Annotated in this window: 22 protein-coding genes and 2 pseudogenes; 22 read left to right on the top strand and 2 right to left on the bottom strand. The window is 66.7% G+C overall.

Going from position 1 to position 26,841, the window contains the following annotated elements:
• Nucleotides 1-26: 26 nt before the first annotated feature.
• Nucleotides 27-786: pseudogene (gene rfbA / locus C7C56_RS09510) on the bottom strand (glucose-1-phosphate thymidylyltransferase RfbA); the annotation flags it as partial.
• A gap of 36 nt (nt 787-822) precedes the next feature.
• A pseudogene (gene rfbB / locus C7C56_RS09505) lies at nt 823-1,873 on the bottom strand (dTDP-glucose 4,6-dehydratase); the annotation flags it as partial.
• 357 nt (nt 1,874-2,230) lie between these two features.
• Between rfbB and C7C56_RS09500 the strand changes: the two are divergent.
• The 22 genes from C7C56_RS09500 to wecB all read left to right on the top strand — a co-directional run bounded on the left by C7C56_RS09500 (nt 2,231) and on the right by wecB (nt 26,836).
• A complete protein-coding gene (locus C7C56_RS09500) occupies nt 2,231-4,540 on the top strand; it encodes an SLBB domain-containing protein (protein ID WP_229458501.1) in 2,310 nt (769 codons plus the stop codon).
• Between the two features lie 49 nt (nt 4,541-4,589).
• Complete coding sequence (locus C7C56_RS09495) at nt 4,590-5,774, top strand: GumC family protein (RefSeq protein WP_106757197.1); 1,185 nt, start codon at nt 4,590-4,592, stop codon at nt 5,772-5,774.
• A gap of 56 nt (nt 5,775-5,830) precedes the next feature.
• Nucleotides 5,831-6,817 (top strand): NAD-dependent 4,6-dehydratase LegB, encoded by a 987-nt coding sequence (locus tag C7C56_RS09490; protein WP_307719037.1) that lies wholly within the window; start codon nt 5,831-5,833, stop codon nt 6,815-6,817.
• Nucleotides 6,818-6,822: 5 nt separating this feature from the next.
• Complete coding sequence (locus C7C56_RS09485) at nt 6,823-7,971, top strand: LegC family aminotransferase (RefSeq protein WP_106757196.1); 1,149 nt, start codon at nt 6,823-6,825, stop codon at nt 7,969-7,971.
• Nucleotides 7,972-8,044: 73 nt separating this feature from the next.
• Nucleotides 8,045-9,130 carry an N-acetylneuraminate synthase gene (neuB, locus tag C7C56_RS09480; RefSeq protein WP_106757189.1) on the top strand — a complete coding sequence of 362 codons (1,086 nt, stop codon included), beginning with the start codon at nt 8,045-8,047 and terminating at the stop codon, nt 9,128-9,130.
• The gene (locus C7C56_RS09475) at nt 9,130-9,777 is read left to right on the top strand and encodes an acetyltransferase (RefSeq protein ID WP_106757188.1); all 648 of its coding nucleotides are present in this window, start codon (nt 9,130-9,132) and stop codon (nt 9,775-9,777) included. The genes neuB and C7C56_RS09475 overlap by 1 nt, the downstream gene beginning before the upstream one ends.
• Nucleotides 9,778-9,874: 97 nt before the next feature.
• Nucleotides 9,875-10,789, top strand: coding sequence for a Gfo/Idh/MocA family protein (locus C7C56_RS09470; protein ID WP_106757187.1), 915 nt, complete (start codon nt 9,875-9,877; stop codon nt 10,787-10,789).
• Nucleotides 10,786-11,496, top strand: a complete 711-nt coding sequence (locus C7C56_RS09465) for an acylneuraminate cytidylyltransferase family protein (RefSeq protein WP_106757186.1) — start codon at nt 10,786-10,788, stop codon at nt 11,494-11,496. Before C7C56_RS09470 ends, C7C56_RS09465 begins: the two co-directional genes overlap by 4 nt.
• Complete coding sequence (locus C7C56_RS09460; RefSeq protein WP_106757185.1) at nt 11,493-12,266, top strand: oxidoreductase; 774 nt, start codon at nt 11,493-11,495, stop codon at nt 12,264-12,266. Before C7C56_RS09465 ends, C7C56_RS09460 begins: the two co-directional genes overlap by 4 nt.
• Nucleotides 12,267-12,505: 239 nt before the next feature.
• A complete protein-coding gene (locus C7C56_RS09455) occupies nt 12,506-13,759 on the top strand; it encodes a lipopolysaccharide biosynthesis protein (protein ID WP_106757184.1) in 1,254 nt (417 codons plus the stop codon).
• Between the two features lie 86 nt (nt 13,760-13,845).
• Complete coding sequence (locus tag C7C56_RS09450) at nt 13,846-14,898, top strand: nucleotidyltransferase family protein (protein WP_106757183.1); 1,053 nt, start codon at nt 13,846-13,848, stop codon at nt 14,896-14,898.
• A 13-nt stretch (nt 14,899-14,911) separates the two neighbouring features.
• Nucleotides 14,912-16,174: an RNA-binding protein gene (locus C7C56_RS09445; protein WP_146204374.1), complete on the top strand. Its 1,263-nt coding sequence runs from the start codon at nt 14,912-14,914 to the stop codon at nt 16,172-16,174.
• 149 nt (nt 16,175-16,323) lie between these two features.
• Nucleotides 16,324-17,742, top strand: a complete 1,419-nt coding sequence (locus tag C7C56_RS09440) for a hypothetical protein (protein WP_106757181.1) — start codon at nt 16,324-16,326, stop codon at nt 17,740-17,742.
• Nucleotides 17,743-17,906: 164 nt separating this feature from the next.
• A complete protein-coding gene (neuC, locus tag C7C56_RS09435; protein WP_106757180.1) occupies nt 17,907-19,085 on the top strand; it encodes a UDP-N-acetylglucosamine 2-epimerase in 1,179 nt (392 codons plus the stop codon).
• Nucleotides 19,082-20,017 (top strand): GNAT family N-acetyltransferase, encoded by a 936-nt coding sequence (locus C7C56_RS09430; RefSeq protein ID WP_106757179.1) that lies wholly within the window; start codon nt 19,082-19,084, stop codon nt 20,015-20,017. Before neuC ends, C7C56_RS09430 begins: the two co-directional genes overlap by 4 nt.
• 51 nt (nt 20,018-20,068) lie before the next feature.
• Nucleotides 20,069-20,719, top strand: coding sequence for a PIG-L deacetylase family protein (locus C7C56_RS09425; protein WP_219933130.1), 651 nt, complete (start codon nt 20,069-20,071; stop codon nt 20,717-20,719).
• A gap of 251 nt (nt 20,720-20,970) precedes the next feature.
• Nucleotides 20,971-22,122: an N-acetyl sugar amidotransferase gene (locus tag C7C56_RS09420; protein ID WP_106757177.1), complete on the top strand. Its 1,152-nt coding sequence runs from the start codon at nt 20,971-20,973 to the stop codon at nt 22,120-22,122.
• A complete protein-coding gene (gene hisH, locus C7C56_RS09415; protein ID WP_106757176.1) occupies nt 22,119-22,733 on the top strand; it encodes an imidazole glycerol phosphate synthase subunit HisH in 615 nt (204 codons plus the stop codon). Before C7C56_RS09420 ends, hisH begins: the two co-directional genes overlap by 4 nt.
• 1 nt (nt 22,734) lies before the next feature.
• Nucleotides 22,735-23,535: an AglZ/HisF2 family acetamidino modification protein gene (locus tag C7C56_RS09410; RefSeq protein WP_106757175.1), complete on the top strand. Its 801-nt coding sequence runs from the start codon at nt 22,735-22,737 to the stop codon at nt 23,533-23,535.
• A gap of 22 nt (nt 23,536-23,557) precedes the next feature.
• Nucleotides 23,558-24,592, top strand: a complete 1,035-nt coding sequence (locus tag C7C56_RS09405; protein ID WP_106757174.1) for a polysaccharide biosynthesis protein — start codon at nt 23,558-23,560, stop codon at nt 24,590-24,592.
• Nucleotides 24,593-24,596: 4 nt separating this feature from the next.
• Entirely contained in the window at nt 24,597-25,703 is a 1,107-nt protein-coding gene (wbjC, locus tag C7C56_RS09400) for a UDP-2-acetamido-2,6-beta-L-arabino-hexul-4-ose reductase (protein ID WP_106757173.1), read from the top strand.
• 2 nt (nt 25,704-25,705) lie between these two features.
• On the top strand, nt 25,706-26,836 hold the full coding sequence (gene wecB / locus C7C56_RS09395; protein WP_106757172.1) for a non-hydrolyzing UDP-N-acetylglucosamine 2-epimerase: 1,131 nt from the start codon (nt 25,706-25,708) through the stop codon (nt 26,834-26,836).
• The last annotated feature ends 5 nt before the right edge of the window (nt 26,837-26,841 follow it).

Here is a 26,841-nt window from a genome sequence, read left to right as displayed (position 1 = left end):
AGGGGTGGTCAGTCCGATCTTGATGGGCGTTCGATGGTGGCGATGAACTGGCCGGCCTCGAGCAAGCTGTCATGGGTGCCGGTGTCGAGCCAGGCCATGCCGCGGCCCAACAGTTCGACGCGCAGTTGTGAGCGGGCGAGATAGTGGCGGTGGATGTCGGTGATCTCAAACTCGCCGCGGGCCGAGGGCGCGACGGCCGCAGCGATGTCGCACACCTGGCTGTCGTAGAAATACAGGCCCGTCACCGCGTAGTTCGACTTCGGCCGCGGCGGTTTTTCTTCGATGCCGAGCGCGCGCCGGTCTTTGCCGAACTCGACGACGACGTAGCGTTCGGGATCGTTGACGTGGAAGGCGAAGACGGTCGCGCCATCGCGGCGCGCCGAGGCCGCGCGCAATTGCCGCTCCAATTCATGGCCGTGATAGATGTTGTCGCCCAAGAGCAGCGCGCTGTCGGCGCCGCCGATGAATCCACGTCCGATGAGCAATGCCTGCGCCAAGCCCTCGGGCGCCGCTTGCACCGCGTAGCGCAGGCCGATCCCCCCACTGGGCGCCGTGGCCGAGCGGCTCCTTGAAGCGCGGTGTGTCCTGTGGCGCTGAAATTATAAAAATATCACTAATTCCGGCAAGCATCAGGGTCGTGAGCGGATAGTAGATCCTCGGCTTGTCAAAGACGGGCAACAATTGTTTCGACACCACCGTCGTCACCGGATAGGGCCGGATGCCCGACCCGCCGGCCAGGATGATGCCCTTGCGCGCGCGGCGCGGCGATTCCGGCGGCGCGGGCATCATGCCGCCTCCCCGGCGCCGCCGCGCCGCGCGTAGTTTCTTCTCGATCCATTCCAGGTAGTGCCCGGACTGCGCCGCGCGCACCCATTGTTCGTGCTCGAGATACCAGCGCACGGTCTTCCTGATGCCGGCCTCGAACGTTTCAAGCGGTTTCCACCCCAATGCGCGCGCTATCTTGCCCGCGTCGCCCGCATAGCGGCGGTCGTGCCCGGGGTGCTCCCCGACCAGGGCGATCTGGTCGCGGGAGGGCCGCGCGCCGGCGCCGCGCGGGGCCAGTTCGTCGAGCATGTCGCACAGGGCGCGCACCACCGCGAGGTTGGTGAGCGCGCTGGCGCCGCTGACGTTGTAGACCTCGCCGGCGCGGCCCGCGGCCAGCACCCGCCGCAGCGCCGCGCAATGGTCGGCCACGTGCAGCCAGTCCCTGATCTGCTGGCCATCGCCGCAGACCGGCAACGGCTGGCCCGCGGGGGGCGCGCGTGATGATGAGCGGAACCAGTTTTTCGGCGAAGTGGAAGGGGCCGTAGTTGTTGGCGCTGTGCGTCGTCAGCACCGGCAGGCCGTACGTCTGGTGGTGGGCGCGCACCAGGTGGTCGGCGGCCGCCTTCGACGCGGCGTACGGGCTGTTCGGGGCGTAGCGCGAGGTTTCGGTGGACGCCGGCTGGTCGCTTCCGAGCGCCCCGTAGACCTCGTCGGTGGAGGCGTGCAAGAAGCGGAAGCCGGCGCGCGCCGGTCCGGCCAGCGCGCGCCAATGCCCGCGCGCCGCCTCGAGCAGGCCGAACGTCCCGTTGACATTGGTGGCGATGAACGCGGCCGGGGAGTCGACCGAGCGGTCGACGTGGCTTCCGGCGGCGAAGTGGACGATCGCGCGCGGCTGGAGGGTCGCCAGCAGGGCGGCGACCCGGGCGCTGTCGGCGATGTCGCGGGGGACGAGCAGATGGCGCCCGTCCCCGGCCAGGCTGGCGAGGTTGTGCAATTTGCCGGCGTAGGTCAAATTGTCATAGTTGAGCACCGGCTCGTCGCTGCGGGCGAGTCAGTCGAGCACGAAATTGGCGCCGGTGAAGCCGGCGCCGCCGGTTACGAAAATCATTCTTTCATTCCCCTGCGATCGCGAAAAAATTGCTGGACGAGCTAGGCGCGGGCGCCTGCCGCGGCTCATTTCTGCCATGCGATTCCAATTGGAATCAGCCGCCACAGCGGACGCGGTCCGCCAAATCCCAAGTTTGGGCTGCATCATTTCATGCGCGGACAGGAAGCGCTAGCACAAGCTCATGAATAAGTTGTGCGGCTGGTCAAGGCGAAGTGCTATACTCGGCGTCGTTTTGGGGGGCGGCCTTCGGGGCGCGGCGGGCGGGGCTTCGGCGGGAAATTTGGTCCCGGTCATGGTTTCCGGACAAGTATCCCTTAAGTAGTTCATTTTTGCCATATATCACTCTTAACTTAGCCCATGCGCCGATTTCTTCGTTGTTTTTTAGTACTTAACCTCGCGCTGCACGGCCTTGCCGCGTCCGCCCAGCAAACAAACGCGCAGGACGAGGCATTCGGGCAGGAGCCGGCGCCCGCCGAGAACGCGGCGCCTGCGCCGCCGCTGAGAACGCGCATCAGCAACGCGCCGCCCTCCCCCGCCGACATGGAGGAGCCGGCTGCGCGGCCGGACCCGGGGGAGCCGGCGCCGGCGGCCGCGGCGCGGAAGCCGGCCGGCGCCGCCGCCCGCCCCGCCGAGCGCAGCGAGTTCCAGAAATTCATCGCCGAGAATTCGGGGCAGGACCTGCCGAACTTCGGCGCCGATTTTTTTGCCAACGCGCCGTCGACCTTCGCGCCCATCGCCAATTCGCCGGTGCCGTCGGAATACCCGCTCGGTCCGGGCGACGAATTGTTGATCCGGGGCTGGGGCACGATCGACATCGACTACCGCGCGAAAATCGACCGCAACGGGCTCGTCAACATTCCCAGGATCGGCTCGATCGTGCTCGGCGGCGTGCGCGCCGGCCACGCCGAGCGGGTGATCCAGGGGGCGGTCGCGAAACTCTACAAAGGCGTCACCCTGAACGTCAATTTCGGGCAGCTGCGCGCCATCACCGTCTACGTCGTCGGCCAGGCCCGCCGTCCCGGCACCTACACGGTGTCGAGCATGTCCACGCTGGTCACGGCCCTGTTCGCCAGCGGCGGGCCGAACGCGGGCGGCAGCATGCGGCGCGTGCAGGTCAAGCGGGCGGGCGCGGTCGCCGCGGAACTCGACTTGTACAGCTTCATCGCCAAAGGGGATAAATCGGCCGACATCAAGCTGCACGATGGCGACGTGATCGTCATCCCCGCGGCGGCCGGCCATGTCGCGCTGGTCGGCAAGGTCAACCGTCCGGCGGTCTACGAGCTGCGCGGCGCTGCCGACACGGTCGGCGCGCTGCTCGACTTGGCCGGCGGGCTGCCGGTGGTCGCCGATCCGCGCCGCGCCTTCCTCGAGCGCATCGACGCGGGGAAGAGCCAGCCGCGCAGCGTCGAGCGGTTCGCCCTCAATGCCGAGGGCCTCGCGCGCGCGCTCAAGGACGGCGACGTCTTGAACATCACCTCGATCACGCCCGATTTCTCGAACGCGGTGGTGTTGCGCGGCAATGTCGACCAGGCGATCCGCACGCCGTTCCGCGCCGGCATGCGCGTCGGCGACCTGATCCCGAACCGTGAATACCTCATCACCCGCAGCTCCATCCTGCGCCAGAACAGCGCCGTCGGCGCCGGCGACGACGCCAAGCCGTCGCGCGAGGGCAGCGAGACGATCGCCGCGCGCATCGGCGGCCTGATCGATGAAATCAACTGGGACTACGCCGTCGTCGAGCGGATCAACCGCGCCGACCTGAGCGTCGAACTGATCCCGTTCAACCTCGGAAGCGTGTTCTCCGATCCGTCCGGCGCCGACAACGTGCGCCTGCAGGCGGGCGACACCGTCACCATCTTCTCGCAGCAGGACGTGCTCGTGCCGATGGCGAAACGGCGCGTCTTCGTGCGCGTCGAGGGCGAAGTGAACGTGCCGGGCGTCTATCAGATGACCTCGGGCGAAAACCTGCACGCGCTCATGGCCCGCGCCGGCGGCCCCACCGCCAGCGCCTATCTGTTGGGCACCGCGTTCTACCGCGACCAGGTGCGCAGGGAGCAGGAGGCCAATCTTGAGAAGGCCGCCGCGCGGCTCGAGTCGCGCATCATGTCCGAGCAGTCGTTCCAGATGGCCAACTTGGGCGACGCCCCGGACCAGTCCCGCCTGAAGGCCGAGTTGCAGGCGTCGAACGACGCGGTGGCGCGCCTGCGCCGGCTCAAGCCGACCGGACGCATCAACTTCGGCATGGATCCGGACGCGCGCTCGTTCGGCGCCCTGCCGCGGCTCAAGCTTGAGAATGGCGACCGGCTGGTGGTGCCGTCGCGGCCCGACTTCGTCCACGTGTTCGGCGCCGTCAGCGCGGAATCGTCGCCGCTGTGGCGCCCGAACACCCGGGTGGCCGACTACATCAAGGTGTCCGGCCTCGAGCCGGCCGCCGACGCCGAGAACATCTTCATCGTGCGCGTCGACGGCAGCGTCATCTCGCGCCCGGGCAGCTGGTTGTTCGACGGTATCAGCGCGGTCGAAGTCATGCCCGGCGACAGCATCGTGGTGCCCGAGCGCATGGACCGCCGCACCGGCTGGGTCAGGTTCATGCAGGGCACCCGCGAGTGGGCGCAGGTATTCGCCAACTTCGGCCTCGGCGCCGCCGCGCTCAAGGTCTTGAAATAGCATCCCACAACAGCGTGACCAACATTGGCGATTCCCGAGTATGAATGAAATGCAGACCACCGCCGCGGATGTGAAGCCGGCCGTCCCCGGAAGCGAGCTCGACTTCCTTGACTTGCTGATCGTGCTGGCCAAGCACAAGAAGCTGATCATCGGGCTGCCGCTGGCCGTCGGCGCCATCGTCGCCGCGATCAGCCTGCTGCTGCCGAACGTGTACAAGGCGACGACCAAGATCCTGCCGCCGCAGCAGGCGCAGTCGTCCGCCGCGGCGCTGATGGCACAACTCGGCGGAGTCGCCGCCGCCGTGGGCGGCTCGGCGATGAAAAACCCGAACGACCTGCACATCGGCATGTTGCGCAGCCGGGCCGTGGCCGACAAGCTGGTCCAGAAATTCGATCTGCGCAAGGCCTTCGACACCGAGTCGCTTGAGAAGGCGCGACGCCTGCTGGCGCAGAACACCATGGTTGCCGCGGGCAAGGACGGCATGATCGTGATCGACGTCGAGAGCGAGGACAGGAAGCTGGCGGTCGGCCTCGCCAACGGCTATGTCGAACAGCTGGTCCAGTTGAACAAGGTGCTGGCGGTGACCGAGGCGGCCAAGCGCAGGCTGTTCTTCGAGGGCCAGCTGGTCATCTCCAAGAACAACCTGGAGGCGGCCGAGAAGCAGCTCAAAGGCGGGCTCGACGCGCGTGGCGTGACCAGCGTCGACGCCAACAGCCGCGCGATCGTCGAGACCATCAGCGGCCTGCGGGCCAGGATCTCGGCCAAGGACATCGAGCTCAACGCGATGCAGGCCTTCGTGACGGCCAACAACCATGACCACAAGCAGGTCCGCGAAGAGCTCAGGAGCCTGCGTTCGGAATTGCACAAGCTCGAAAACGGGCGCGGCGCCGGCCCAGCGCCCGCCGCCGGTACGCGCGCTGGCCCGGACAACGTCAAGTTGCTGCGCGATCTGAGGTACCACCAAACGCTGTTCGAAATGCTGTCGAAGCAATACGAGCTGGCCAGGCTCGACGAGGCCAAGGATGCCTCGATCATCCAGGTGCTCGACGCCGCGGTCGAGCCCGAGCACAAGGTCAAGCCGCGCCGCGCGGCGCTGGTGCTGGTCGCGACCGTGCTCGCGTTCGCCGCCGCCGTGACATGGGCTTTTCTGGTAGAAATTTTAGCGAACGCACTGCGCCAGCCGCGCCGGGCCGCGAAGTGGGCGGCGCTGCGCGCCCTCCTGCGCCTCGGGTAGATCCGGCGCGACGGCCCGGCGCCGCCCAAATCCAACACCATCCTTAGCAACTGCACATGATGAACAAGAAAATATTGATTACCGGCGCCGACGGCTTCATCGGCTCGCACCTGACCGAGCTGCTGGTGCGCGAGGGCTACGCGGTCAAGGCGCTTTCGCAATACAATTCCTTCAACCACTGGGGCTGGCTCGAGGACGTCGACTGCCGCAACGAGATCGAAGTGCTCAGCGGCGACGTGCGCGATCCCCATTACTGCAAGCACATCACCAAAGACGTCGACATCGTGTTCCACCTCGCCGCCCTGATCGCCATCCCGTATTCCTACGTCGCGCCCGACAGCTACGTCGACACCAACGTCAAGGGCACGCTCAACATCTGCCAGGCCGCGCTCGAGAACGGCGTCGAGCGTGTGATCCACACCTCCACCAGCGAGGTCTACGGAACGGCCCAATACGTGCCGATCGACGAGCAGCACCCGCTGCAGGCGCAGTCGCCGTACAGCGCCTCCAAGATCGGCGCCGACGCCATGGCGATGAGCTTCTACAACAGCTTCCAGCTGCCGCTCACGATCGCGCGCCCGTTCAACACCTACGGCCCGCGCCAGTCGGCGCGCGCGGTGATTCCGACCATCATCGGCCAGATCGCCAGCGGCAAGCGGCAGATCAAGCTCGGCGACGTCACCCCGACCCGCGACTTTAATTACGTGGCCGACACCTGCCGCGGCTTCCTGGCGCTGGCGCGCTGCGACAAGGCGGTCGGCGAGACGGTCAACATCGGCTCGAACTTCGAGATCTCGGTCGGCGACACGCTCGCGCTGATCCGCGAGCTGATGGGCAGCGATGTCGAATTCGTGACCGACGAGCAACGCATCCGCCCCGAAAAATCGGAGGTGTTCCGGCTCTGGTGCGACAACGCCAAGATCCGCGCCCTGACCGGCTTCGCCCCGGAATACGGGATCCGCGAGGGCCTGCAGGCGACCATCGACTGGTTCATGCGGCCCGAGAACCTGGCCAAGTACAAAACCGACCTCTACAACGTGTGAGCGCCATGTTCGACCGCCTAATTCAATTCGCCCGCGAACAATACCGGACCAAGGAATTCATCCCGCTGCACGCGCCCGTGTTCGGCGGGCGCGAGCGCGAGTACGTGCTCGAGACGGTCGATTCGACCTTCGTCTCGAGCGTGGGCGCCTTCGTCGACCGCTTCGAGAACGACATGGCCGCCTACACCGGCAGCCCGCGCGCGGTCGCCACTGTCAACGGCACCGCCGCGCTGCACGTGGCGCTGCGCCTGGCCGGGGTCGGGCCGGGCGAGCTGGTGCTCACCCAGGCGCTCACCTTCGTGGCCACCTGCAACGCGATCGCCTACTGCGGCGCCGAGCCGGTGTTCGTCGACGTCGACCGCCACACGCTGGGCCTGTCGCCCGGTGCGCTGCGCCGTTGGCTCGAGGAGAACGCGCTCATCGGCGATGACGGTCTGTGCCGCGCCAGCGCCGACGGCAAGATCGTGCGCGCCTGCGTGCCGATGCACACCTTCGGCCACCCGGCCGACCTCGACGCCCTGGTGGCGGTGTGCGCGCACTGGAATCTGGTGCTGGTCGAGGACGCGGCCGAATCGCTCGGCAGCCTCTACCACGGACACCACACCGGCACCTTCGGCGCCCTCGGCATGCTCAGCTTCAACGGCAACAAGATCATCACCACCGGCGGCGGCGGCATGATCCTGGCCGGCGAGGCGCTCGGCGCGCGCGCCAAGCACCTGACCACCACCGCCAAGAAGCCCCATCCGTACGAGTATGTCCACGACGAGGTCGGCTACAACTACCGCCTGCCGAACATCAACGCCGCGCTCGGGTGCGCCCAGCTCGAGCGCCTCGACGCCTTCGTCGAGGCCAAACGCGTGCTGGCCGGGCGCTACGCCAGCCTGTTCGAGGGCAGCGACCTGCGCTTCGTCACCGAGCCGGACGGGTGCCGCTCGAACTACTGGCTCAACGCCGTGGTCTGCGAAGACGGCGCCCAGCGCGACGCCCTGCTCGAGGCGACCAACCGCGCCGGCGTCATGACGCGCCCGATCTGGGCGCTGATGAACCGGCTGCCGGCCTACGCCCATTGCCGCAAGGGCGAGATGGCCAACGCCGAGTGGCTCGAGTCGGTCGTCGTCAACCTGCCGAGCAGCGTGCTGCCCGAGTTCCTGTGACGGGCCGCGAGGCGGCGGGCATCCCGGGCGCCGCGCCGCCGGGGTTTCATAAGCAATGTCACGGGATTCAACGATGAAGCGAACCGATCCGGATCACGTCTACATCATCGCCGAGGCCGGCGTCAACCACAACGGCCAGCGCGACCTCGCGTTCGCGCTGGTCGACGTGGCGGTGCGGGCCGGCGCCGACGCCGTCAAGTTCCAGACCTTCGACGCGGCCAAGCTGGCCTCGAAGAGCGTGTCCAAGGCCGCCTACCAGAAGGACACCACGGACGCGGCCGAAAGCCAGTACGAGATGCTGCGCAAGCTCGAGCTGCCGCTCGAGTGGCACCACGAGCTGCAAGCGTATGCGGGCGCGCGCGGCGTGAGTTTCCTGTCGACCGCCTTCGACGTCGACAGCCTGGCCTTCCTGCAAACGCTGGACCTGCCGTTCTACAAGATCCCCTCCGGCGAACTGGTCAACGGGCCGCTGCTGTGGCAGTTCGCGCGCACCCGCAAGCCGCTCGTGATCTCGACCGGAATGGCCACGCTGTCCGAGGTCGAGCAGGGCCTGGCGATCGTCGCCCACGCGCTCAATGCCGAGGCCGAACCGCGCGACATCGACGCGGTCTGGCGCGGCTGGAGCGACCCGGCCTGGCGCGCCAGCCTGCAGTGCCATGTCAGCTTGCTGCACTGCACCTCCCAGTACCCGACCCCGCTGGCCGAAGTGAACCTGCGCGCGATGGACACGCTGGCCGGCGCCTTCGGCCTGGACGTGGGCTACTCCGACCACACGGCCGGCATCCTGGTGCCGGTGGCGGCGGTCGCGCGCGGCGCCAAGATCATCGAGAAGCATTTCACGCTCGACCGCGCCATGGCGGGCCCGGACCATGCGGCCTCGCTCGAACCGGGCGAGCTGGTGCAGATGGTGGCAGACATCCGCGCCCTGCAAGGCGCATTGGGCGACGGCGCCAAGGCGCCCCACCCTAGCGAATGGGACAGCCGGCGCGCCGGCCGCCAGCAGGTGGTCGCGCTGCGCCCGATCGCGGCCGGCGCGCACTTCACGCGCGCCGACCTGGGCACGGCGCGCAACGGACGCGGCCTGGCCGCGACCGAGTTGTGGGCGCTGGTCGGCCAGTCGGCCCGGCGCGCCTTCGGCGCGGGCGAAGTCATCGACTGATGGCGCCCGTCCCGTCCCTTATTTTGCTCGGCGCCGGCGGCCACGCCAAGGTGCTGCTGGCCTTGGCCGCTGCGGCCGGCATGACGGTCGATGGCGTGTGCGACCCGGGCCTGGCCGATCGGGGCGAGGCCAGCTGGCACGGCATCGCCGTGCTCGGCGGCGACGCGGCGCTGGCGCGCTGCGACCCGGCCGAGGTCCGGCTCATCAACGGACTCGGCCAGGTCGCCGGCGGCACCCGCCGCGCCGCCCTGTTCGCCGAGTGCGTGGCGCGCGGCTTCCTTTTTCCGCCGCTGGTGCACCCGGCCGCCTGGGTCGCGCCGACGGCGCGGCTGGGGCAGGGCGTGCAGGTGATGGCCGGGGCGGTGGTGCAGCCCGATGTCGTCATCGGCGCCAACAGCATCGTCAATACCCGCGCCAGCATCGACCATGACTGCGCGCTCGGCCAGGACGTGCACATCGCGCCCGGCGCGGTGCTGTGCGGGAGCGTGCGGGTCGCCGACGGCGCTTTCGTCGGCAGCGGCGCCACCATCATCCAGGGCTTGTCGGTCGGCCGCGGCGCCATCGTCGGCGCCGGCGCCGTCATGGTGCGCGACCTGGCAGCCGGTAGCTTCCTGCTCGCGGCGCTGGGCCCGGTCCGGCCCGCATGAGGACCGCTCCCCCGATCGATAACATTGATGCCACTGATAAGAAAATGAACGCTAGACACCTGACCATCCCGACCGAGTCGCTGCCCGCGGGGGGGCGATGATGCGCGCCCTGGTGATCGGCCACGGCTCGATCGGGCGCCGCCATGTGGAGGTGCTGCAGCAGCTCGGCTGCGCGGTCGCCGTCGTCAGCAGGCGCGCCGTCGATTTTCCGCTCGTCTATGCCGACGCCGGCGAGGCGCTCGCCGCGCATGCGCCCGGTTACGTGGTTGTGGCCAACGAGACGGGCGCCCATGCGGGCGCCTTCGCCGCGCTGGCCGGGGCCCGCTTCGGCGGCACGGTGCTGATCGAAAAGCCGCTGTTCCACGCGCCGGCGGCGTTGCCGCGCCACGCCTTCGGCGCCGCCTACGTCGCCTACAACCTGCGCTTCCATCCGATGGTGCTGCGCATGCGCGAACTGCTGGCCGGAGAGACGCTCGTCTCGGCCACGGTCCATGTCGGCCAGTACCTGCCGGACTGGCGGCCCGGCAGCGACTACCGGCAGTCGTACTCGGCGAGCGCGGCCCAGGGCGGGGGCGTGCTGCGCGACCTGAGCCACGAACTGGACTATTTGTGCTGGCTGCTCGGCGGCTGGAACCGGGTCGCAGCCCTGGGCGGCCAATTCAGCGCGCTCGAGATCACCAGCGACGACGTGTTTTCGCTGTTGCTGACGACGCCGCGCTGCCCGGTGGTGTCGGTGCACATGAACTACCTCGACCGGCGCGTGCGGCGCGGCGTCACCATCAATACGCTGCGCGGAACGCTCGAGGCCGACCTGGCCACCGGCAGTTTGCACTATCTGGGTGTGCAGGAGCTGTTCGCCACCGAACGCAACAGCACCTACCTGGCCATGCACGCGGCCGTCCTGGCCGGGCGCACCGACGTCGCATGCACCCTGGCCGAAGGGCTGGCGACGGTCGAATTGATAGACGCCGCCGCGCGGGCGGCCGCCAACAAGGAATGGATACAACGATGAAACGAATCTGCACGATCTGCGCGCGCGGCGGCTCCAAGGGCGTGCCGGGCAAGAACATGCGCCTGCTGGCCGGCAAGCCCCTGCTGGCCCACAGCATCGAGCAGGCGCGCGCCTGCGGCCTGTTCGATGTGGTCGCCGTCAGCAGCGACGACGCCGCGATCCTGGCCGCGGCCACCGCCTACGGCGCCGACCTGGCCATCACCCGTCCGCACGAGCTGGCCACCGACACGGCGGCCAAGCTGCCCGTCATCCGGCACGCCGTGGAAACGGCCGAGGCGCGCTGCGGGCTGCGCTTCGACACCATGGTCGACCTCGACGCGACCTCGCCGCTGCGCTCGGTCGAGGACATCGTCAACGCGGTCCGCCTGCTCGAGGAGGAGGGCGCCGGCAACGTCATCACCGGCATGCCGGCGCGCCGCTCGCCCTATTTCAACCTGGTCGAACGGGACGCCGCCGGCCGCGTGGGCCTGGCCAAGACGCTCGCCACGCCGGTCTTCAGGCGCCAGGACGCGCCGGCCTGCTTCGACATGAACGCCTCGATCTACGCGTGGCGGCGCGCCGTGCTGTTCGAGGCGCCCGGCCTGTTCAACGCCGACACCCGGCTCTATGAAATGCCGGAGGAGCGCTCGATCGACATCGATTCCGAAGTCGACTTCCTGCTCGTCGAACTATTGATCAACCGCCGCCACGCGCAAGGACAAGCATGATGCAGCTCGAAGGTAAGATCGTCGTCGTCACCGGCGGCGCCGGCCTGCTGGGCCAGCAGTTTTGCGGGGCGATCGCCGCCGCCGGCGGGCTCGCCGTGGTCGCCGACCGCGACGCCGAAGCGGCCGCCGCGGTGGCGGCCGCGATCGGCGCGCGCCACCCCGGCCGCGCCGCCGCCTGCGCGCTCGACATCACGCGCAAGGACAGCATCGGCGCCGCCATCGCGGCGCTGCAACAGGCGCACGGGCGGATCGACGCCGTCGTCAACAACGCCTATCCGCGCAACGGGCGCTACGGACGCCTTTTCGAGGACGTCGAGTACGACGACTTCTGCGAGAACGTGAGCCTGCACGTGGGCGGCTATTTCCTCGTTTCCCAGCAGTTCGCCCGGTTTTTCCGCGCCCAGGGGCACGGCAACATCGTCAACATGTCGTCCGTCTACGGCGTCATCGCGCCCCGTTTTTCCGTCTATGACGGCACCACCATGACGATGCCGGTCGAATACGCGGTCATCAAGTCGGGCGTGCTGCACCTGACGCGCTACATGGCCAAATACCTCAAGGGGACGGGGATCCGGGTCAACGCGATCAGCCCGGGCGGGATCTTCGACGGGCAGCCGGAGAGCTTCTTGGAGAAATACAACGCGCTGTGCTCGGGCAAGGGCATGCTCGACAAGCAGGACGTGGCCGGCACGCTGCTGTTCCTGCTGTCGGACGCGTCGGCCTTCATCAACGGCCAGAACATCACCGTCGACGACGGTTTTTCGCTGTAGGGCGCGGCGCCGGTTGACGACACGACCAGGCGATGGCATGGCGCCGGCGCGACCGCAGGCGCACGACCGGCCCGATCGGGCGGATTGAAGGCCGCCGCGGGCGCGCGGCGCAAGCGACCCTTGGTTGTTGCAATTAGCATACAATATCGCGCTATCGCGCTATCGCGCCGGGGCGCGGATCGCGCGCGCGACGCGCCCGGCATCAGTCCCGCGCAAGCGGGGCGCCACCACAATGAGCAATGCACAAAGAATCCCATAAACGCCTCATCGGCACTGGCTTGCGGGCCCTCACGCTCGGCAGCAAGTTCCTGCTGGTGTTTTTTCTCGCCAAGTTCATTCCCGCCGACCAGCTCGGCAGCTACGGCCTGGTCGCGGCCACCGTCGGTTACGGCATCTACCTCGTCGGGCTGGAGTTCTACACCTTCGCCTCGCGCGAGCTGGTCGGCGCCGCGCCGGCGGCCCAGGCCACCATCGTCGCCAACCAGTGCTATCTTTACCTGCTGTGTTACGCGCTGGCGATCCCGGTCGTCCTGCTGCTCTCGTGGCGCGGCCTGCTGCCCGGCGCCCACGCCGCCTGGATCGTCGGCCTGCTCATCGCCGAGCATATCGCCCAGGAGGCGAACCGGGTCCTGATCGCGCTCTCGCAGCAGCTCTTCGCCGGCGTGGTGCTGTTTGTCCGGATGGGCGCGTGGGGGCTGATCGTTATCGGGGTCCAGGCGCTGGCGCCGCACACGCGCACCCTCGATTTCGTGCTCGGCGCCTGGCTGGCCGGGGTGGTTCTGGCGTGCGGGTTGTCGTTGTGGCGCATCGGCGCGCTGGTGCCGCTGGCGGCCGGCCCGGCGCCGGACCGGCGCTGGATCGGGCGCGGCCTGCGGGTGGCGTTTCCGCTGTTGCTGGCCTCGATCGCGCTGCGCGGCATCTCCACCTTCGACCGCTACTTCGTCGAGCACCTGGCCGGGCTTGAGGTGCTCGGCGCGTACGTGTTGTACGCCGGCATGGCCGCCGCCGTCATTTCCTTCCTTGACGCCGCCGTGGTCGACTTCGCCTACCCGAAACTGATCGCCGCCGGGCGCGCGCGCGACGCCGCGCTGCTGCGCGCCGAGCTGCTGCTGGTCGGGCGCAATGTCCTCGTGTTCGGCGCGCTGCTGTCGCTGGCCTGCGCGCTGACGGGGACCGTGTTTGTCGGCTATCTCGCCAATCCAGTCTACGCCGACAACATTTTCATTTTATACTGGTTGCTGCTGGCCACCGCGATCAGCGCCTGCGGCGCCGTGCCGCACCTGGGTCTGTATGCGCTCGGCGTGGACCGGCACATCCTGTACAGCCAGGGCTGCGGCTTCCTCGTGTTCCTGCTCGTCTATCTGGCCTGGCCGGCCGGCGGCGTGTTGCCGGTCGTGCTGGCCTTGTGCGCGGGGAATGCGGTGCTGCTGGGGTGGAAAACGCTGGTTTTCCGCTCCCGCTACCGCGCGCTGGCGGCCACCGCGTCGGTCTGACGCGCGGGCCGCCTTCGGTTAAGGTGTTGTTGAAGATAATTTTTTGTAAGTGGCCTGTGCTGGCGCGCGAATTTTGAAAGCGATGGATGAATAGTAAATGGAAATCGGTCCTGATCGGGCCGGAGCTCGCGCTCGAGGAGGCCATCGTGGTTCTCGACAAGGGGGGGCTGCGGATCGCCGTCGTGGTCGACGTGCATGGCGTCCTGCTTGGCACGCTGACCGACGGCGACGTGCGGCGCGCGCTGCTGCGCCACGTCCCCATGCAAGAGCCGGTGGCGGCGATCATGTGCGTCACGCCCCAGGTGGCCCAGGCCAACTGGAGCCGCGAACACAGTCTCGGCGTGATGGCGCGCTTCGGCGTGTTGCAACTGCCCATAGTCGACGCCGCGCGCAGGGTGATCGGCATTGAAACGCTCGAGGAGTTGGTCGAGAGCGCCCCGATGCATAATCCGGTGTTCCTGATGGCCGGCGGCTTCGGCACGCGCCTGCACCCGCTGACCCACGACTGCCCGAAGCCGCTGCTCAATGTCGGCGACAAACCGATTCTCGAGCTGATCTTGCAAGGCTTTATCGACGCCGGCTTCCACCGCTTCTTCATTTCGACCCACTTCCTGCCGGGCATGATCCGCGACCACTTCGGCGACGGCAGCCGCTGGGGCGTCACGATCCGCTATGTGCACGAGGAAACGCCGCTCGGAACCGGCGGCGCGCTTGGTCTGCTGCCGCGCGAGGAGATCGATCTGCCTTTGATCATGATGAACGGCGACCTGCTCACGCGCGTCAACTACCGCAGCCTGCTCGATTTCCACCGCCTGCAAGGCGGCGTGGCGACCATGTGCGGGCGCGAGTACGAGCACCAGGTGCCGTACGGCGTCGTCAAGCTCGACGGCCACCGGATCACCTCGATCGTCGAAAAGCCGGTCCATAACTTCTTCATCAATGCCGGCATCTACGTCCTTTCGCCCGAGTTCGTGCGCCGGGTCGCGCCGGGCAGCCGGATCGACATGCCCGCCCTGCTCGAACAGACCATGGCCGGCGGCGAGCCGGTGAGCATGTTCCCCCTGCACGAGTACTGGCTCGACATCGGGCGGCTCGAAGATTTCAAGCGCGCCCAGGTCGAGTTCGAGGACCTGCTCTGATGTGCCGCCGTTCATGAAACTCAGTAAGCACGGCACGCGCATGGCCGGTTTCCTCGCCGCGACGCGCAACGAAATCGCCACCGACGAGATGTTCCTGAAGCTGGTGTCCCTAAGTCCCGCGCGCGTCGGTTATCTGCCGCGGGTGCCGAAATGGATAACGCTCGGGAGGAAATCGCCGGGCTTGACCAAGCTGTGCTCGCTGGCGGGCGCGCTCTTGTGGATCGCCGGCGGCGCGCCGCTGCTGTTTCTCCGGCAGTACCTGCAATGCCGCGGGCGCACCCCCGCCGTGGCGGCGCCGGCGGCGCGCGGCGCCGGCGCCGTGCTGGCATTGTCGTCCCGGACCGGCGACATCCTGGCGGCGCCGCAGTTCGCGCACTTGCCTCGACTGTGGATCACGATGCCATGGGCGCCCCTGCGCGGCCTGCCCGCCGGCGCCTGCGCCATCGATGTCCACGCCCTGCTGTCGCGCGCCGAGCTGCGGGCCTGCTTCGTGGACGCCCTGCGGGCGACCGGGCTGATGCTGCGGCGTCCCTCGACCCGGCCGTGGGTGTTGCAGAGCTACACGGCGTTCCGCTGGTTTTGCGTGCGCCGCGCCGTCGACAAGCTGCTGCCGGGCCACCTCGTCATGACCGAACACTATGACCGCTGGGCCATCCTCGCCGACGACGCGGTCGGCGCGCGGCGGCGCGCCGACCGCGACGCCAGCGCGTTGACGCTGGTGCAGCACGGCTCGCTTGGCGGCCTCGGCGGCGATGGCGCGCAGGCCGCGCCCGCCCTCGGACTGCACCGCCGGTTGCGCAGCGTGACGTCGCTGTACGCCTACGGCGCCGCGGCCGAACGGGCCTTCCGCGCCGGCATTCTCGGCCCGCCCCACCGGCTGCCCGGCCTGCGCGTCACCTACTTCAAGCCCGCCATCAGGCTGGCCGCGCGCGACGCCGCGGCCGGCCTTGCCATCCTGTTCGTCGGCCACCCGCTTGCCGAGCCGTTGCATGTGGCGGTCTATGGCCTGCTGCGTCAAACGCGCCCGTTCACGGCCTACTACAAGCCCCACCCGATGGCGCCGATGTCGGACGCGATGCGCCACGTGGGCTGGACCATCGTCGACGATTCGGGCAGCTTTCCGGCGGTCGACCTGCTGGTGTCCTACGAGTCGACGCTCGTCGTTGAATATGCCGGGGAGGGCGTCCCGGCCGAGGTCCATCCCATTAACATGCCGCCCGAGCGGGCCGGCGATTACGTGGAGCGGGTCCGCCGGAGACTGCCGGGGCACGTTTGAGTGTCGTTGGCACCGGTTCGGCCGCGGAAAAAACCTGCAACCCCTTGCCGATTGCCGACCGCGGCCGCGCCGCCCGATACGGGCCGGTCCGGCCTGTATAATGAGCGGTCCCGTTCGCCCTGACACCCCCATTTTTAGAAACGCCAGATATGCAAACATTATCGATCGACGCGCCGGCGGCCGGGCAGGGGCATTGCGCAAGGCCGGGCGGCGACGTGATGCGCGCGTATTATTGGCTGCTGCTGCTGGTGTTGAATGTCCTGATGGCGACCATGCCGTGGGGCAGCATCTACCTCTCCCTGATCATCATCATCACCTATCTGACCTTCCGGCCGGCGCAGGTGCTGCATCCGAACAACATGATTTTCGCGTTCTACGGGATGTATGTGGTGTTGTCGAGCACCTTGAACTTCATCTTGCATATGATCGACTGGGAGTACGTGCTGCCATGGGGCCAGATGATCTACTGGGACCAACTGTCGAGGTACACGCTGTTCCAGGCCGAATCGACGTTCCTGGTGTTGTATTTTGCCTTCCACCGCTTCGCCCGGCCCACGGCGTCGATGGCGCGGGCGGCGCCACCGCCGGCGGTCGTGGTGCGCCCGGTCGTGCTCCAGGTGCTGTACCTGGCCTCGTGCGCGCTGACCTTCTGGTTCATCCAGGCCACGGCCGGATTGCAGGCCTGGCTGACCGATTACAGCGTCACCTACCTCTCGATGCGGGAGGGGCACGGCTTGTTGAACATCGTGGCCATTGCGTTCGGCAACATCACGGTGTTCCTGCTCGGGGTGCAGAGCTACCACTCCAGGAGCAAGACCTGGCCGGTGCTGGCCGCCCTGCTGATCATGATTCCGCTTTCGATGATAGGGGGCATCAAGGGCCGCGCGATCTTCCTGCTGATCCTGTTCTTTTCACCGTATTTGATGCAAATGGCGTTCAGCCTGAGGACGGTGGCGACATTCGCGGCGCTGTTCTTCGTCCTGCTGTATCTGGGCACGCTGCTGCGCACCGAGGGCTTCTACGCCTCGGCGCCGTTCTTCCTTGAAATGATGATCGGCTACTTCAATTCGTTCCAGTTGCACGACAGCGTGGTGGCGACGCGCGACCCGGCGGGGCTGCAAACCGTGTTCATGATTTTCATCAAGCCGCTGCAGACGCTCGGCTTCGTCACCGACATGGATGCGAACTTCGACATCAGCGTCATGCTGACCAAGGAGTTTTTTCCCGATCAGTGGTACCTCGAACACGCGACCCAGCAATGGCCGCTCGACACCGAACTCTATCTGAACTACTACGGGATGTGGCTCGGCTGGCTGCCGCTGGTGTGCTACGCCTACGCGATATCCATATTGTTCAGATACGCCGTTCTCAAGCGCAATTACCACCTGGTGCCGATATTCATGGTCGAATTCATCCGCATCTTCGCGACCATGCGCGGCACGATCGTGCCGTGGGAAGTTTTTTTCTTCGTCGGCCAGTACACGGCGTATTATCTATTTTGTCGTTTGGCAATCAAGGTGATCCCCGCAGGCGAACCGAAACAATATGCCGATCAACAAAGAGCGTGACGGGCTGGCCGGTTCCGGCCCGGCGCCGGCTCTGTACGCTCCGCACGCGCTATATAATGCCGGGGCCGGCCTCGCCCAATCCATTTTTAAGAAACTTGAGAAGCGCCAGATATGCAAAGATTGATGAATGACGCGCCTGGGTCCGCGCCGGCGCAGCGCCGCCCATGAGCGAACCGAGGAAAATATGCGTGGTCACCGGCACGCGCGCCGAGTACGGCCTGTTGCGCTGCGTGATGCAGGCGATCAGGGACGATCCGGACCTGCTGCTGCAGGTGGTCGCCACCGGGGCCCACCTGTCGCCCGAGTTCGGGCTGACCTACCGCGAGATAGTGGGTGACGGTTTCACGATCGACCACAAGGTCGAGATCCTCTCGCAGTCCGACACGCCGCTCGGCGTGGCCAGGGCGATCGGGCTGGGCGTGGCCGGGATCGCCGGCGCGCTGGACCAGTTGCGGCCGGACATGATCGTGGTGCTGGGCGACCGCTACGAGATCCTGGCCGCCGCGCAGGCGGCGATGGTGCTGCAGATCCCGCTGGCGCACCTGAGCGGGGGCGACAACGGCGGCGGCACCTACGACAACACGATCCGCCACTGCATCACCAAGATCGCGGCGCTCCATTTCGTGACCCACGAGGAGGCGCGGCGCCGGGTGCTCCAGCTCGGCGAGCGCGCCGACCGCGTGTTCTCGTACGGCTCGACCTGCGTCGAAAACATCGCGCGCACGCCGCTCTGGTCGCGCGGGGCGCTCGAGCAGGACCTCGGCATCGCGCTGGCGCCGACGATTTTCCTCGTCACGTTCCATCCGCTGACGATGGATGGCGCCTCGGCCGAGACGCAGTTGCGGACATTGTTGGACGTGCTCGAGCGCGAGCAGCGGGCGCGGCCTTTGTCGCTCATCTTCACCAAGGCCAACGCCGACAATGGCGGACGCGCGCTCAACGCGATGCTCGAGGCGTACGTGGCGCGGCACCCGCGCAGCCACCTGTTCGATTCCCTCGGCCTGGTGCGCTACCTGAGCATGATGAAGCACGCGGCGGCGGTGGTGGGCAATTCGTCGAGCGGCATCTACGAGGCGCCCTACCTGGACACGCCGACGGTCGACATCGGCAGCCGCCAGCGCGGGCGCGCCGCGCCCGCGTCGGTGCTGCGCTGCGAGGCCGAGGAGCGATCGATCGCCGCCGCGATCGGCGCCGCGCTCGCATTCAGCTTCGACGGGCTCGAGCTCATTTATGGCGGGGGCGAAACCTCCAAGCTGGTGCTGGCCAAGATCAAGGAATTGATCAACACGCCGGACTTGAACATCAAACAATTCATTGACATTGAAACAGGGGCGACGCGATGATACTTGACAGGGCGGGCTGGCCGGCCGCGCGTGAACAACTCGAGGCGCTGTTTCTGACCTCGTTCGGCAGGGCCATCGCGCCCGGCTATCTCGACTGGCGTTATTGCGACAACGACCAGGAGCGGCAGTTGTTCGCGCTCGAGCGGGGCGGCGCCGGACTGGCCGCCAGCTACTCGGCCTTCCCGGTCGAGCTCGAGTGGAACGGGAAGCGCTACAGCAGCGCGATGTCGATGACCACCATGACCCATCCGGCCTGGCGCGGCAAGGGCCTGTTCCCGAAACTGGCGGGCGAATTGTATGCGGAGGCGGCGCGCCAGGGCGTGGCCGCGATCTGGGGCTTTCCCAACAATAGCAGCCATCCCGCCTTCGTCGGCAAGCTCGGCTGGAGTGACATCTACGAGATCCCCACCATGGCGCTGGCGCTCGGCGCCATCGACGCGCAGCAATTCGCGCTCGACGGGGCCGTCGCCAGGGACGACCAGTTCAGCCTCGACTACACGGACCTGCCCAGCGATGGCCTGATCCGGGTGCGCCGCACGCCGGCCTACCTGCGCTGGCGCTACGCGCGAAATCCGGTCAACGACTACCAGACCTACGTGCTCGCGCCGAACGGCATCGTCAGTTCCTTCGTCGTGACCAAGAAATACGGCGACGGCGTCGACCTGGTCGACATCCAGGGGCGCGATCCGCGCGAAACCGCGCTGTTGTTGTCGCACATAGTCAAAAGCAGCCACGCGGCGGGGATGCGGCAATTGTCTTGCTGGGCGCCGGCGCACCACGCGGTGCACCTGTTGCTGGCGCGCCTCGGTTTCGAAAACACCGCGCCGGTCACCTACTTCGGGGCGCGCCGGCTGATCGCCGCGGCCCTGCCCGACGGCTGGTCCGATTACAAGAACTGGTATGTCCAGATGGGTGATTCGGATGTCTTCTAAATACGTTTTCTATGTGCAATTAACGCCCCGGGCTGCCCGATGAGGACGCTGGTGGTCGCTCCGCACCCTGATGACGAAGTGCTCGGGGTCGGCGGCACGCTGTTGCGGCGCAAGGCCGAAGGCGCCAAACTGGCCTGGCTCATCATGACCTCCATTTCCGTCAAGACGGGCTGGCCCGAGGAAACGGTCAGGCGGCGCGCCGATGAAATCGCGCGCGTCACCGAGCTGTTCGGTTTCGACGAGGTGTTCATGCTCGATTTCCCCACCACCGCGCTCGATCAACAGTCGGTCAGCGACCTGGTGGGCGGTGTGTCGGCGGCATTCAAGGCATTTGCGCCGGAAGAGGTGTTCCTTCCGCACCCGTCCGACATCCACACCGACCACCGCCTCAGCTTCGACGCCGCCGCCGGCTGCACCAAGTGGTTCCGCTATCCCTCGGTCAGGCGCGTGCTGGCCTATGAAACACTGTCGGAGACCGATTTCAGCATGGGGGTGACGCCGGCTTTCGCGCCGAACGTGTATGTCGATATCGCGCCCTACCTTGAAGGGAAGTTGCGCGCAATGTCCTTCTACGCGTCGGAGGTGGGCGAATTTCCCTTTCCGCGCAGCTATGAGGCGCTGCGGGCGCTGGCGACCCTGCGCGGCGCGGCGTCGGGCTTCCATGCGGCCGAGGCGTTTCAGCTGTTGCGCGAGCGCTCATAGACGGCGGGTGGGCCCGCGGCGGCCGCGCGGCGGGGGGGCGTAACCTGCCGGCGAAAATATTATTAAAATATTAATTATAGTTGCCCGGACGCCAAACCAGCCGGCCGTGCGGGGTTCACTGTGTTTGTCGCGACGTTGTAACCGCACGCCACATTTATGTCTCTTGCAAGTTTCCCATATATAATCCCCCCCTTTGCGCACAGCCGTGGCGCCGCTATGCAGGTATTAAAAATCTTATTGGACTGCTTTTAATGAATCAATCTATCCACTCACGGCGCGCATATGCCATCTGCAGCAATTGCATCATGGATACGTCGGACTCCAAAATCACGTTCGACGAAAAAGGGTGGTGTGATTACTGTAATAATTATCACGCCGAGATTCTGCCAAGCTGGCACCCCGACGAGCGCGGCCACAAGCAGTTGCTCGCCGACGTGGCGCGCATTAAGGCCGACGGCAAGGGCAAGGCGCACGACTGCCTGATCGGCCTGTCCGGCGGCGTGGACAGCTCCTACGTCGCCTACCTGGCCAAGGAGTATGGCTTGCGTCCGCTCCTGTTCCACGTCGACGCCGGCTGGAATTCCCAGCAGGCGGTCAACAACATCGAGAAGATGGTCGACGGCCTCGGCTTCGACCTGCACACGGAGGTGGTGAACTGGCGCGAAATGCAGGACTTGCAGCTGGCCTACTTCAAGGCCCAGGTGCCGCATATCGACACGCCGCAGGACCACGCCTTCTTCGCCTGCCTGTACAACTTCGCGGCCAGGTCGGGCCACAAGTACATCCTCACCGGCGCCAACTATTCGACCGAATGCGTGCGCGAGCCGCTCGAGTGGCATTACCACGCGTCCGACCTGGTCCAGCTCAAGGACATCCACCGCCGCTTCGGCACCCGTCCGCTCAAGACGTTCCCGATGTGCGACATCCTCACCTTCAAGCTGTACTACCGCTTCGTCAAGGGGATCAAGGTCGTCAAGCCGCTCAACTGCGTGCCCTTCATCAAGGAGGAGGCGATGCAGAAGCTGGTCGACACTTACGGCTGGCAACGATACAAGCACAAGCACTACGAATCGCGCTTCACGCGGTTTTACGAAGGCTACTGGCTGCCGACCAAATTCGGCTTCGACAAGCGGCGCGCGCATTTCTCGAGCCTGATCCTGACGGGCCAGCTCACGCGCGCCGAGGCGCTCGAAAAAATCGCCGTCAACGCCTATGACGACGCCACCATCGCCGAGGATTTCGAGTACATCGCGACCAAGCTGGGCATTGGCATCGACGAGCTCAAGGGCTACATGGGCGGCGAGGCGAAGAGTTATAAAGACTATAAATCGAACATGCCGATCATCGACCTGGGCACGCGCGTGCTGCGCGCGCTCGGCGTGCAGAAGGCGTTGAGCAGATGATCAAGATCGTCGACTACGGCCTGGGCAACATCAGCGCTTTTTCGAACATGTACAAGCGCATGAACATCCCGGCCATGGCGGTCAGAGATGCGGCCGGGCTCGAGGGCGCCACCAAGATCATCCTGCCCGGCGTGGGCGCGTTCGACCATGCGATGGAGCTGCTCGAGGCATCGGGCATGCGCCCCATGCTCGAGCAAATGGTGCGCCGGGACCGGGTGCCGGTGCTGGGCATCTGCGTGGGCATGCAGATCCTGGCCGGCGGCAGCGACGAGGGCAAGCTCCCCGGGCTGGGCTGGATTCCGGGGCGCGTGCGCCATTTCAAGGACGCGCCGCAGGCGGCCGGCCTGCCGACCCCGCACATGGGCTGGAACGACGTGGCCCCGGCCGCCGGTCTGGCCCTGTTCAAAGGGCTCGAGGAGGAGGCGCGCTTTTATTTCCTGCATTCGTATTTCTTCGAATGCCAGAACGACGCCGATGCCGTCGCGCGATCGACCTACGGGGTCGATTTCGCCTGCGCGGTGCGCTCGGGGAACGTGTACGGGGTCCAATTCCACCCGGAGAAGAGCCACCATTACGGTGCTTTGCTCCTGAAAAATTTTGCCGAATTGTAATATGCTCAGACCGAGAATCATCCCCTGTTTGCTGGTGCACGAGAAAGGCCTGGTCAAGACCGTTTCGTTCAAGAGCCCGAAATATGTCGGCGACCCGCTCAACGCGGTCAAGATCTTCAACGAGAAGGAGGCCGACGAGTTGATTGTGCTCGACATCGACGCCTCGGTCGACGGCGCCGAGCCCGATTACAAGCTCATCGCCGACCTGGCCTCCGAGTGCCGCATGCCGCTGTGCTACGGCGGCGGCATCCGCAGCGTCGAGCAGGCCAAGCGCATCATCAGCCTCGGGGTCGAGAAGGTCGCGCTCAGCTCGGCCGCGATGGCCGACCCGGGGCTGGTCACGCGCATCGCCGACGAGCTCGGCAGCCAGAGCGTGGTGGTGGTGCTCGACGTCAAAAAGCGCCTGCTGAGCAAGGAATACGACGTGTTCGTCCACAACGGGCGCAAGAACACCAAGCAGGGCGCGCTCGAGACGGCGGTCCGGATGGCCGCGCTCGGCGCGGGCGAAATCGTGATCAACTCCATCGACAACGACGGCCAGATGAAGGGCTTCGACCTCGCGCTGGCGCGCCGCATGCGCGCCGCGGTCAAGATCCCGATCACGATCCTCGGCGGCGCCGGCTCGCTGGGCGACATCGAGGCGCTGGTGGGCGCCTGCGGCGTCGTCGGCGCGGCCGCCGGCAGCCTGTTCGTGTTCAAGGGCGTGTACAAGGCGGTGCTGATCAATTATCCAAACGTGGCCGCGCGCGACGCGCTGGTCGGGCGCGCGCTGGGCTGGGGCCCCGAAGGCAACAAGCAATAACAAGCAATAACAAGGAATTTTCATGTTTGAAGGCAAAGTACTACTGATCACGGGCGGCACCGGATCGTTCGGCAACGCGGTGTTGAAGCGTTTCCTCGACTCGGGCATCGCGGAGATCCGCATTTTCAGCCGCGACGAGAAAAAGCAGGACGACATGCGCAAGAAGTACCTCAACCCCAAGTTGAAGTTCTACATCGGCGACGTGCGCGATTTCTCCAGCGTGCTCAACGCCACGCGCGGGGTCGACTATATTTTCCACGCGGCCGCCCTCAAGCAGGTGCCCTCGTGCGAGTTCCACCCGATGGAGGCGGTCAAGACCAACATCCTCGGCACCGACAACCTGCTCGAGGCGGCGATCCAGAACAGCGTGCGCCGCGTGGTGTGCCTGAGCACCGACAAGGCGGCCTATCCGATCAACGCCATGGGCATCTCCAAGGCGATGATGGAGAAGGTCATGGTCGCCAAGTCGCGCGGCCTCGACGACGCCAGGACCGTCATCTGCGGCACCCGCTACGGCAACGTGATGGCCTCGCGCGGCTCGGTCATCCCGCTGTTCGTCGAGCAGGTGCTGGCGGGCAAACCGATCACGATCACCGATCCGGCGATGACGCGCTTCATGATGACGCTCGAGGACGCGGTCGACCTGGTGCTGTACGCCTTCGAGCACGGCACCAACGGCGACATGTTCGTCCAGAAGGCGCCGGCCGCAACCGTCGAGACGCTGGTGGCGGCGCTGCTCGCGCTCATGGACCGGCCCGCGCACGCAGTCGAGGTGATCGGCACCCGGCACGGCGAAAAGTTGTACGAGACCTTGCTCAGCCGCGAGGAGATGGCGGCCGCGACCGACCTGGGCGGCTACTTCCGGATCCCGCCCGACCTGCGCGACCTCAACTACGGCAAGTTCGTCGAGCAGGGCGAGCAGAAGATCTCGTCCTACGACGACTACAACTCGCACAACACCGAACGGCTCGACCGCGCCGGGATGCAGGCGCTGCTCATGAAGCTCGATTTCATGAAGGCGGTCGCGCGCGGCGAGACCCCGGTCGGGGAGGGTTGAGCACATGAAAGTACTGGTCACCGGGGCCAACGGCTTCATCGGCAGGAACCTGCTGGTGCACCTGCGCGAACGCGCCGGCGTCGAGATCGCCACCTTCGTGCGCGGCGACGCGCCCGGGGCGCTGGACGCGAAGGTGGAACAGGCCGATGTCATTTTCCACCTGGCCGGCGTCAACCGTCCCCTGCACGAGGCCGAATTTGCGCAGGGCAACGCCGACCTGACGCGCAGCCTGTGCCAGGCCGTTCGGGCGAGCGGGCGCGCGATCCCGATCGTGTACGCCTCGTCGGTCCAGGCCGAGCTCGATAACGCCTACGGGGCGAGCAAGCGCGCGGCCGAGGACGCCCTGCGCGCGCTCGCCTTGGAACACGCCGTGCCGGTGCGGATCTACCGCCTGCCCAATGTGTTCGGCAAATGGTGCCGCCCCGGGTACAACTCGGCGGTGGCCACGTTCTGCCACAACATCGCCCACGACCTGCCGATCCAGATCAACAACCCCGACGCCGCACTGCGCCTGGTGTACATCGACGACGTCGTCAAGGCGTTCCTGGGCGTGCTAGGCGCCGAACCCGGCGGCGCGATCGAGCAGCAGGTCGCGCCGGTCTACCAGACCACCGTCGGCGCGCTCGCCGAGCAGCTCCACGCGTTCCGGCGCAGCCGCGCCTCGCTCGTGACCGAGGCCGTCGGCAGCGGCCTCACGCGCGCGCTGTATGCGACCTACATCTCGTATTTCACGCCCGAGCAGTTCGCCTACCCGCTGGTCAAGCACGAGGATCCGCGCGGCGTCTTCGTCGAAATGCTCAAGACGCCCGACGCCGGCCAGTTCTCGTTCTTCACGGCCCATCCGGGCGTCACCCGCGGCGGCCACTACCACCACACCAAGAACGAGAAATTTCTGGTCATCAAGGGCGAGGCGCGCTTCGGCTTCCGCCACGTGGACACCGGCCAGACCCACGTGCTGTGCACCAGCGCGGCCAGGCCCGAGGTGGTCGAGACCATCCCCGGCTGGTCGCACGACATCACCAACATCGGCGCCGACGAGATGATCGTCATGCTGTGGGCCAACGAGATCTTCGACCGCGAACATCCGGACACCATCACGCACAAGGTTTGACAATGAAAAAATTGAAGGTAATGACGGTGGTCGGCACGCGCCCGGAGATCATCCGCCTGTCGCGCGTAATGGCCAAGCTGGACGCCTACTGCGAGCATGTGATCGTGCACACCGGCCAGAACTACGACTACGAGCTCAACGAGATCTTCTTCCACGACCTCGCGCTGCGCAAGCCCGACCATTTCCTCAACGCGGCCGGCGGCAACGCCGCCGAGACGATCGGCCGGATCATCATCGCCGTCGACGCCGTGTTCGAATCGGTCCGGCCCGACGCCTTGCTGATCCTGGGCGACACCAACAGCTGCCTGGCCGCGATCCCGGCCAAGCGGCGCAAGATCCCGATTTTCCACATGGAGGCCGGCAACCGCTGTTTCGACCAGCGCGTGCCGGAGGAGACCAACCGCAAGATCGTCGATCACACCGCCGACATCAACCTGACCTACAGCGCCATCGCGCGCGAGTACCTGCTGCGCGAGGGGCTGCTGCCCGACCGCGTGATCAAGACCGGCAGCCCGATGTTCGAAGTGCTCAGCCACTACAAGGCCGGGATCGACGCCTCCGACGCCGTCGCGCGCCTGGGGCTGGCCGAGGGCGGTTATTTCGTGGTCAGCGCCCACCGCGAGGAGAACATCGACTCGCCCGTCAATTTCGGCAAGCTGGTCGCGGCCCTGAACGCGGTCGCCGAAACCCACCAGCTGCCGGTGATCGTGTCGACCCATCCGCGCACCCAGAAGAAGGTCGACGCCAATGCGGTGAGCTTCCACCCGCTGGTGCGCCTGCTCAAGCCGCTCGGATTCAAGGACTATGTGAGGCTGCAGATTGGGGCGCGCGCGGTGCTGTCCGACAGCGGCACGATCAACGAGGAGTCGTCGATCCTGAACTTCCCGGCGCTGAACCTGCGCGAGGCCCACGAGCGGCCCGAGGGGATGGAGGAGGCGGCCGTGATGATGACCGGCCTCGAGACCGGGCGCATCCTGCAGGGCCTGGCGATCCTGGCCGACCAGGGGCGCGGAGCGCTGCGCAGCATGCGCCTGGTCGACGACTACAGCGTGCCCAATGTGTCCGACAAGGTGGTGCGGATCATCCACAGCTACACCGATTACGTCAACCGCGTGGTCTGGAAGAAGGAATAGGGGAC

Source organism: Massilia glaciei, assembly GCF_003011895.2.
Classification (GTDB): domain Bacteria; phylum Pseudomonadota; class Gammaproteobacteria; order Burkholderiales; family Burkholderiaceae_D; genus Telluria_A; species Telluria_A glaciei.
The sequence above is the reverse complement of the archived record's forward strand: the minus strand, read 5'-3'. Positions and strand labels throughout refer to the sequence as shown.

Coding starts and splice junctions, on each gene's coding strand:
- C7C56_RS09460 (WP_106757185.1), top strand. CDS start 11,493: ATGATGCAGCTCGAAGGTAAGATCGTCGTCGTCACCGGCGGCGCCGGC.
- C7C56_RS09450 (WP_106757183.1), top strand. CDS start 13,846: ATGAATAGTAAATGGAAATCGGTCCTGATCGGGCCGGAGCTCGCGCTC.
- C7C56_RS09490 (WP_307719037.1), top strand. CDS start 5,831: ATGATGAACAAGAAAATATTGATTACCGGCGCCGACGGCTTCATCGGC.
- C7C56_RS09475 (WP_106757188.1), top strand. CDS start 9,130: ATGGCGCCCGTCCCGTCCCTTATTTTGCTCGGCGCCGGCGGCCACGCC.
- C7C56_RS09485 (WP_106757196.1), top strand. CDS start 6,823: ATGTTCGACCGCCTAATTCAATTCGCCCGCGAACAATACCGGACCAAG.
- C7C56_RS09430 (WP_106757179.1), top strand. CDS start 19,082: ATGATACTTGACAGGGCGGGCTGGCCGGCCGCGCGTGAACAACTCGAG.
- C7C56_RS09405 (WP_106757174.1), top strand. CDS start 23,558: ATGTTTGAAGGCAAAGTACTACTGATCACGGGCGGCACCGGATCGTTC.
- C7C56_RS09420 (WP_106757177.1), top strand. CDS start 20,971: ATGAATCAATCTATCCACTCACGGCGCGCATATGCCATCTGCAGCAAT.
- hisH (WP_106757176.1), top strand. CDS start 22,119: ATGATCAAGATCGTCGACTACGGCCTGGGCAACATCAGCGCTTTTTCG.
- C7C56_RS09445 (WP_146204374.1), top strand. CDS start 14,912: ATGAAACTCAGTAAGCACGGCACGCGCATGGCCGGTTTCCTCGCCGCG.
- neuB (WP_106757189.1), top strand. CDS start 8,045: ATGAAGCGAACCGATCCGGATCACGTCTACATCATCGCCGAGGCCGGC.
- C7C56_RS09470 (WP_106757187.1), top strand. CDS start 9,875: ATGATGCGCGCCCTGGTGATCGGCCACGGCTCGATCGGGCGCCGCCAT.
- C7C56_RS09440 (WP_106757181.1), top strand. CDS start 16,324: ATGCAAACATTATCGATCGACGCGCCGGCGGCCGGGCAGGGGCATTGC.
- C7C56_RS09410 (WP_106757175.1), top strand. CDS start 22,735: ATGCTCAGACCGAGAATCATCCCCTGTTTGCTGGTGCACGAGAAAGGC.
- C7C56_RS09495 (WP_106757197.1), top strand. CDS start 4,590: ATGCAGACCACCGCCGCGGATGTGAAGCCGGCCGTCCCCGGAAGCGAG.
- wbjC (WP_106757173.1), top strand. CDS start 24,597: ATGAAAGTACTGGTCACCGGGGCCAACGGCTTCATCGGCAGGAACCTG.
- wecB (WP_106757172.1), top strand. CDS start 25,706: ATGAAAAAATTGAAGGTAATGACGGTGGTCGGCACGCGCCCGGAGATC.
- C7C56_RS09465 (WP_106757186.1), top strand. CDS start 10,786: ATGAAACGAATCTGCACGATCTGCGCGCGCGGCGGCTCCAAGGGCGTG.
- C7C56_RS09455 (WP_106757184.1), top strand. CDS start 12,506: ATGCACAAAGAATCCCATAAACGCCTCATCGGCACTGGCTTGCGGGCC.
- neuC (WP_106757180.1), top strand. CDS start 17,907: ATGAGCGAACCGAGGAAAATATGCGTGGTCACCGGCACGCGCGCCGAG.
- C7C56_RS09500 (WP_229458501.1), top strand. CDS start 2,231: ATGCGCCGATTTCTTCGTTGTTTTTTAGTACTTAACCTCGCGCTGCAC.